This window comes from Cryobacterium sp. TmT2-59, assembly GCF_004403545.1.
GTDB classification, from domain to species: Bacteria; Actinomycetota; Actinomycetes; order Actinomycetales; family Microbacteriaceae; genus Cryobacterium; species Cryobacterium shii.
This window is the reverse complement of record NZ_SOGM01000019.1, coordinates 53,907-60,984: the sequence shown is the minus strand read 5'-3', so window position 1 is coordinate 60,984 and position 7,078 is coordinate 53,907. Positions and strand designations below refer to the sequence as shown.

At 69.7% G+C, this 7,078-nt stretch carries 6 protein-coding genes; 4 read left to right on the top strand and 2 right to left on the bottom strand.

All coding sequences use genetic code 11. The annotated features are described in order from the left end of the window. Nucleotides 1-162: 162 nt before the first annotated feature. Both E3T24_RS17195 and E3T24_RS03475 read right to left on the bottom strand, forming a co-directional pair. Entirely contained in the window at nucleotides 163-324 is a 162-nt protein-coding gene (locus E3T24_RS17195; RefSeq protein WP_160141071.1) for a hypothetical protein, read from the bottom strand. A 212-nt stretch (nucleotides 325-536) separates the two neighbouring features. Continuing rightward, nucleotides 537-851, bottom strand: a complete 315-nt coding sequence (locus tag E3T24_RS03475; protein ID WP_134366801.1) for a hypothetical protein — start codon at nucleotides 849-851, stop codon at nucleotides 537-539. Between the two features lie 156 nt (nucleotides 852-1,007). Between E3T24_RS03475 and E3T24_RS03470 the strand changes: the two genes are divergently transcribed. The 4 genes from E3T24_RS03470 to E3T24_RS03455 all read left to right on the top strand — a co-directional run bounded on the left by E3T24_RS03470 (nucleotide 1,008) and on the right by E3T24_RS03455 (nucleotide 7,013). Continuing rightward, nucleotides 1,008-1,748, top strand: coding sequence for a TetR/AcrR family transcriptional regulator (locus E3T24_RS03470; protein WP_134366800.1), 741 nt, complete (start codon nucleotides 1,008-1,010; stop codon nucleotides 1,746-1,748). A gap of 81 nt (nucleotides 1,749-1,829) precedes the next feature. Continuing rightward, the gene (locus E3T24_RS03465; RefSeq protein ID WP_134366799.1) at nucleotides 1,830-4,019 is read left to right on the top strand and encodes a 3-hydroxyacyl-CoA dehydrogenase NAD-binding domain-containing protein; all 2,190 of its coding nucleotides are present in this window, start codon (nucleotides 1,830-1,832) and stop codon (nucleotides 4,017-4,019) included. 53 nt (nucleotides 4,020-4,072) lie between these two features. Further along, nucleotides 4,073-5,233 carry an acyl-CoA dehydrogenase family protein gene (locus tag E3T24_RS03460; RefSeq protein WP_134366852.1) on the top strand — a complete coding sequence of 387 codons (1,161 nt, stop codon included), beginning with the start codon at nucleotides 4,073-4,075 and terminating at the stop codon, nucleotides 5,231-5,233. A 130-nt stretch (nucleotides 5,234-5,363) separates the two neighbouring features. Further along, on the top strand, nucleotides 5,364-7,013 hold the full coding sequence (locus tag E3T24_RS03455) for an AMP-binding protein (RefSeq protein ID WP_241978605.1): 1,650 nt from the start codon (nucleotides 5,364-5,366) through the stop codon (nucleotides 7,011-7,013). The last annotated feature ends 65 nt before the right edge of the window (nucleotides 7,014-7,078 follow it).

Here is a 7,078-nt window from a genome sequence, read left to right as displayed (position 1 = left end):
CCCTCATCGCCCTCGCCATGCTCAGCCTCGGCGGCCACAAACCAGTGCTCCCCGGCCGGGTTTAACCCACGGTTACGACAGGAGAGCCAAAATCTCCGTCGAATTCGTTCACGCCGGAGACGTGGTCGGGGACATGGTCGGTGCAGACGGGGCTGCGGGCTTCTAGCGGGCGTCGTGGGCGCCGAGGTTCGTGGAGTGCTTCTCGGTGCCGCATTCCTCGCACTGGAACCAGATTTCCTCATCCGCCAGCGTCTCGCCGGCTGGAGCGCGCGTGCGCATCCGCCCGTGGCATGCCTTCTTCACGCAGGGGGGACTGAACTCCATGCCGACCTTCTTCTTTTGGACTGCGTCACAGTGCTGGGGGGGAGCGCTCTCAGGCGAGAAGAAACGTGAGAGTCAGCGCACCGGATGTCCTGTCCAACCCCTCCGGGTCCGTGAATGGCGACGAGGGTGCATGACAGGCTGCCCGAAACGTTACCCCGGATTCGCGCCCGAGACCAGAGTGGGTTTCCGGGGAGTGCGCTCCAGCCGGCGGCTCACCTGCTGAACAGGAGGGGAAGTGTGTTCGTGAGAACGCCGAAGGCCAGCACCGTCGCCCCGATCACGGCCGGGATGAGGCCGGAGGACGCGCCCAGGCGCCGCGCCCGGAAGCCGAACCACATCGCCGGGACGGTCGGCGCGATCAGGACCAGCACGGCGGGAATACCGGCCAGCAGCAGGACTCCGATCGGGATCGGCGATTCCGTGCCGCTGTCGTAGCCCTGGAGGCTGAGCAGGGCGTCGCCGAGGATCATGGCCGCGACGAAGGAGACCGGCAGCACCGCCACGCAGATCCACGCGTAACGAACCATGCGACGGCCCTCGACCGGCGCGCGGTGGGCCGGAGGGTGGACGCCTCGATCAGATATGGACATGCTGCTCCCGTCGTCCGTCCCAGAATGCCCGGAAGGCGCCGCCCGGTCTAGGCTCCGCGGAACCCGGGAGTTCCGTGCTAATTTCGCCAGACTATGTCCGTACTTCCCGAGGGATCCTCCCCTCCTGCCGACGCGTCCCGGCAGCACCGACCGCTCTCCCGGGTGGCTGTCGCCGATATCGCCGTGCGCCTGTTCCTCGAGCAGGGCTATGAGGCGACGAGCACCGTGGACATCGCCGAGGCGGCGGGGGTCTCCCGCAGCACCTTCTTCCGGCAGTTCCGCTCGAAAGACGATGTGATCTTCGCCGACCACGATGAACTGATCGCGCTGATCGGCGCCTACTTCACGGCCCCGCACGACGATCCCTGGCGTGCCGTCACCGAGGCCGCCACCATGGTCTTCAAGCGGTTCCGCGAACGCCTGGAGATCGTGCGCATCCGGGACCAGGTGGTGCGGCAGACCCCCGTGCTGCGAGACCGGGAAACCATCATGGCGATCCGGTACGAACGCATTTTCGCCAGCTATCTCCGCGCCGCAGTCCCCGATGTTCCGGCCCTGACGACGATTCGATTCGCGGCCGCAGTGACGGCCACGCACAACTACGTTCTGCGCCGGCTGATCCGCGGCGCCGAGCAGGTCGGGACCGACGCGCTGGATGCCGAGCTGGCGGAAGTCAGTCGTCTGTTCCACCCGGATGGGGTCGCGAACGGCCGTGGCAAAACGCAGACGGATGCCGTGATCGTCGCCGTTTTCCCGGCGGCCACACCGCCGGGCGCGGTGGCCCGCGCCATCGAGGCGCAGCTCCGTTCCGCCTCCGTAGCGCCCTCGGCGTGAGACTGAGTATCACTTGACCTGAGACTGAGTCTCAGGTACAACTTGTACTTACGCATTTCATGACCGGCGCAAGGGGGCACCGTGCACAATGGGCTGAGCACACAAGTCGACGTCAGCAACCGAACCGTCGGTGGCCGCCGATTCGCCCTGGTGGCCTTCAGCCCTCCTCCCGGCGCACTCCTCTCCTGGACCTGGGACGCGCTCACGGCCCTGCGCGACGCGGTGGACTCGCTCGACGCCGGCCAGGTGGACGCCGTCGCCTTCACCGGCGAGGGGGCCATCTTCGGGGCCGGCGCCGATCTCGGCCCGTTCCGGTTCGCCACCTCCCGGTCAGACGGCGAACGCATCGCCCGCGAGGGCTACTCGGTGCTGGACCGGATCAGCCGGCTCGGCCTGCCGACCTTCGCCTTCATCAACGGCACGGCCCTGGGCGGCGCCCTCGAACTCGCACTCCGCGCCGACTACCGCACCGTGGCCCGCTCCGCCCGTAGCATCGGCCTGCCCGAGGTGCGGCTGGGGCTGGTGCCCGGCTGGGGCGGCCTCTCCTCGCTGAGCGAGCTGATCGGGGTCGCGGATGCCGCCGACATCGCGGTCACCCGGTCGCTGTCCGGGCGACACCTCGCCGCCGGAGAGGCCCTGCGGCGAGGCCTGGTCGATGTGGTCCTGGGCGACGAGGACTTCGTCACGGATTCCCTCGCCTGGGCGGCGGAGGTGCTGGCCGGAACGGAGACCCCCGCCCCGACGGCGGCCGCGACCGCCGCGGCATCCGTGGCACGGCCCGGATCGCGCCCCGCCTCGTGGGACCCGGCCGACGTGCGCGCCGCCGTGGCCAGGCGGATCCCCGGGGCCATCCCGGCCGTCGACGCCGCACTCACCCTTCTGACCACCTGGCAGGCCGGCACCCGAACGGCCGCCGAGACCCGCGGGTCCGCCGCCGGCACCGCCGGTACAGCCCACGCCGGACCCTCCACCCGCACGGAGCAGCGGCTCGCCGGCGGCGGCGACCCGGTCGCGGCCGAGACCATCGCCGCGTTCGGCACGCTGCTCTACAGCGACGAGTGCCGGGCCAGCATCTACGCCTTCTATGCCCTGCAGGCCGCCCGTAAGCGCAGCCGCCACGGCGGGTCCGGTGAGTCGGCCGCCGCGGTCGGCGTGGTCGGCGGCGGGCGCATGGCCACCCAGCTCGCGCTCGTCTTCGCCGAGCGCCTCGACGTCCCCGTGCTGATCACCGACCTCACGCCCGACCGGGTCAGCCAGGCCATCGACTGCATCGCCGACCAGCTCGAACGGGCCGTCGCCCGGGGCACGATGACGGATGCGCAGAGCGCCCGCGTCTCCGCCCTGATCAGCGGCACGACCGACGTGGCCGACCTGTCCGGCTGCGACATCGTGATCGAGGCGGTCTTCGAAGACCTGACCGTCAAACGGGACGTCTGGGCCTCGATCGAGGCGGTCGTGAAACCGGGCGCTTTACTGCTCACCAACACCTCCTCGCTCTCGATCGCCGACCAGGGCGCACACCTGCTCCACCCGGAACGCCTGGTCGGGTTCCACTTCTTCAACCCGGTCGCCGTGCTGCCCCTGGTGGAGATCGTGCGGGCGCCCGACACCAGCCAGGAGACCGTCGAGGCGGCCTTCACCCTCGCCGGCCGCTTGGGCAAGACGGCCGTGCTCGTGGCCGACTCGTCCGGGTTCGTCGTCAACCGCCTGATCACCCGCTGGTTCAGCGACGCGCTCGCCCTGATCGATGCCGGTGCGGACGCGCAACTCGTGGACACCGCCCTCGTCGGCGACGGCTTCCCGATGACGCCGCTCGCCCTCATCCGTCACATCGGCCCGGCCGTGCAGCTGCACATTCTCGACACCATGGAGCAGGGCTTCGCCGACCGGTTCACGGTCAGCCCGAGCCTGCGCCGGATCGTGCAGCTCTCGCTGCCCAGCTACGTCGGCCCCGACGGCGTGCTCACGCCGGCGGCCGCCGCGGCCGTCGCGGAGATCCTGCCGCCCGTCGACGCACGTCCGGTCGTGCCCGGCAGCCAGGCGGACGTGCGCCGGCACCTGCTGCACGGCCTCGCCGACGAAGCCGGGCGGATGCTCGCCGAGGGCACCGTGCAGACGGCCGCCGACATCGACGCCTGCATGATCCTCGGGGCCAACTACCCGCACCACACCGGCGGGCTGACCCCGCTGCTCGACCGGTCGGGGGCCTCGATGTCCGCGCACGGCGTCCTCTTCCACCCGGCCGGGGTGGCCACCGTGGCCACCCGCTGAACCCCTCGCCTGTCCTCCACGAAAGGGAAACCGTGCCCGACTACGACGTCTCCATGCCCCTCGACACCGACTACTACGGTGTGTTCGCCGACGTGCCCGCCGCCGACCGGGCCTTCTGGGACCGCGCCCGCACGTTCGCCACGGAGACGCTGGACGAACTGACCGAGGCCTGGGACAAGGCCGAATACCCGATCCACCTGGCCCGCCGGCTCGGCGAACTCGACCTGCTCACCGACGGGGTCGAGGGCCCGGGCCTGACCGAGATGTCGCCGCTCGCCGCCGGCCTCGTCAACATGGAGATCTCCCGCGGCGACGGCTCGATGGGCACGGTGGTCGCGGTCCAGGGCGGACTGGCCCTGCGCAGCATCGCCCTGTTCGGCAGCGATGCGCAGAAGGAACAGTGGCTGGTGCCGCTCGCCCGAGCCGAGAAACTCGGGGCCTTCGCCCTGACCGAGCCGGACCACGGCTCCGACTCGGTGGGCCTGGAGACCACGGCGCACCGCGACGGCGACGAGTGGGTCATCAACGGAGAGAAGAAGTGGATCGGCAACGGCTCGGTCGGCGACGTGACCGTCGTCTGGGCCAGGGACGACGACGGTAACGTGCGCGGTTTCCTGGTCGAGCAGGACACCCCCGGCTATCGCGCGGAGGCGATCACCGGAAAGGGATCGCTGCGCGCCATCCATCAGGCCCGGATCTGGTTCGACGACGTGCGGGTGCCGCTCGACGCCGTCCTGCCCGGTTCCCGCACGTTCAAGGATGCCTCCGCGGTGCTGTTCGCGACACGGCTGGGGGTGGCGTGGTCCGCTCTCGGCCACGCGACCGCCGTCTTCGAGGCGGCCCTGAACTACTCGACCCAGCGCATCCAGTTCGGCAAGCCGCTCGCCGGCTTCCAACTGGTGCAGGAGCGCCTGACCATCATGCTGTCCCAGCTCACGTCGATGCAGCTGCACTGCCTGCGCCTCGCCGAACTCGACGCCGCCGGCACGCTGCGGCCGATCCAGGCGTCGCTGGCGAAGTACCACAACACCCGCGCCGCGCGGGAGATCGCGGCCATCGCCCGCGACATGCTCGGCGGCAACGGCATCCTGCTGGAGAACCACGTCATCCGGCACCTGGCCGACATCGAGTCCATTCACACCTATGAGGGCACCGAAAGCGTGCAGTCCCTCCTGATCGGGCGCGACCTCACCGGGATCAGCGCCTTCCGCTGATTCACCGCGCTTCACCGCGCTTCACCGCGCTTCACCGCACTTCGCTCGGCGATTTGCTCTGCCGATTTCGCTCTGCCGGCACGAATCTCTCGCACGACACGCGCACCAAACGACGGACAAGGGAGTCCCCATGTTTGAACAGATGACGACGCTCGAGCCCGCAGCCGGGCTAGCCAACGATTCCCCGCTCACCCCGCTGCGATTCCTGCAGCGGTCGGCGGAGGTCTACCCGAACAAGGACGCCATCCTCTACGGCAGCCGCCGCTACAGCTACACCGAGTTCAAGGCGGCGGCCGAACGGATGGCGCGGGGCATCCGTGCCCGCATCGCACCGGGTGACCGGGTCGTGTTCCTGGCCCCGAACGTGCCGGAGATGCTGATCGCGCACTTCGCCGTGCCCCTGGCCGGCGGAATCCTGGTGGCCCTCAACTCCCGGCTGGCCCGGCCCGAGATCGAGTACGTGCTCAAACACTCCGAGGCGTCACTCTTGTTCGTCGACGCCGAGCTGGCCGCCACGGTCGGCGACGCCCGGCCGTCCTCGAAGTTCCTTCGCGGCGTGATCGAGATGGCCGACGCCGAATTCGGTCTCGCCGCGAGCGGGCTGGACTTCGGCCAGCAGACCCTCGAGTCCTTCCTGGCCGACGGCGACGCCGCCGCCCTGACGGATGCCCGGCCGCTGCGCTGGGACGTCGACGACGAGCGGGCGCCGCTCACCATCAACTACACGTCCGGCACGACCGGCAAGCCCAAGGGGGTTGTGTACTCGCACCGCGGTGCCTACCTCAACTCGTTCGGCGAGGTCTTCCACAATTCGTTCACGAGCGCATCCGTGTACCTGTGGACCCTGCCGATGTTCCACTGCAACGGCTGGTGCACGCCCTGGGCTGTCACCGCGGCCGGGGCGACCCACGTGTGCCTGCGCGCCGTGCGCGCCGACAGCGTGTGGGGCGCCATCGACACGCTCGGCATCACCAATCTCTGCGGCGCCCCCACGGTGTGCAGCCTGATCGCGAACGCCCCCCAGGCGCACGAGCTGGACCGGCCGCTCAGCATCACCACGGCCGGGGCGCCGCCCGCGCCCAGTGTGATCGAGCAGCTGGAGCGGCTGAGGGTGAACGTCGTGCACGTGTACGGGCTGACCGAGGTCTACGGGCCGTACACGATCTGCGAATACCAGCCGGAGTGGGACGACCTGCCCGCCGATGAGCGTGCCCGAAGGATCTCGCGCCAGGGCGTCGGGATGCTGCAGGCCGAGAGCGCCCGGGTGGTCGACGAGTTCATGGTCGACGTGCCGAAGGACGGGGTCACGATCGGGGAGATCGTGCTGCGCGGCAACAACGTCATGCTCGGCTACTACCGGGATCCGCAGGCGACCGCCGAGGCGTTCCGGGGCGGCTGGTTCCACACCGGTGACCTGGGCGTGATGCACCCCGACGGCTACCTCGAGCTGCGGGACCGGGCCAAGGACATCATCATCTCCGGCGGTGAGAACATCTCCTCGATCGAGGTGGAGAATGCGATGCTCTCGCACCCGACCGTGCTCGACGTGGCCGTGGTAGGCATCCCGCATGAGAAGTGGGGCGAGCGTCCCAAGGCCTACGTGGTGCTCCGGCCCGACCACGCCGCCACGGCCGTCGACCTGCTGACGCACACGCGCTACCTGATCGCGAGCTTCAAGGTTCCCGACGACGTGCAGTTCGTCGAGACGCTGCCCCGCACGGCCACGGGCAAGGTCATGAAGATGATGCTGCGCGACCTGCACCTCGAGCTGGAGCAGTAGAGCGCATCCGTCGCGACGGTCTGATCGGGCCGCCGCCACCAATTCGGTAACGGAAGTGACCAATG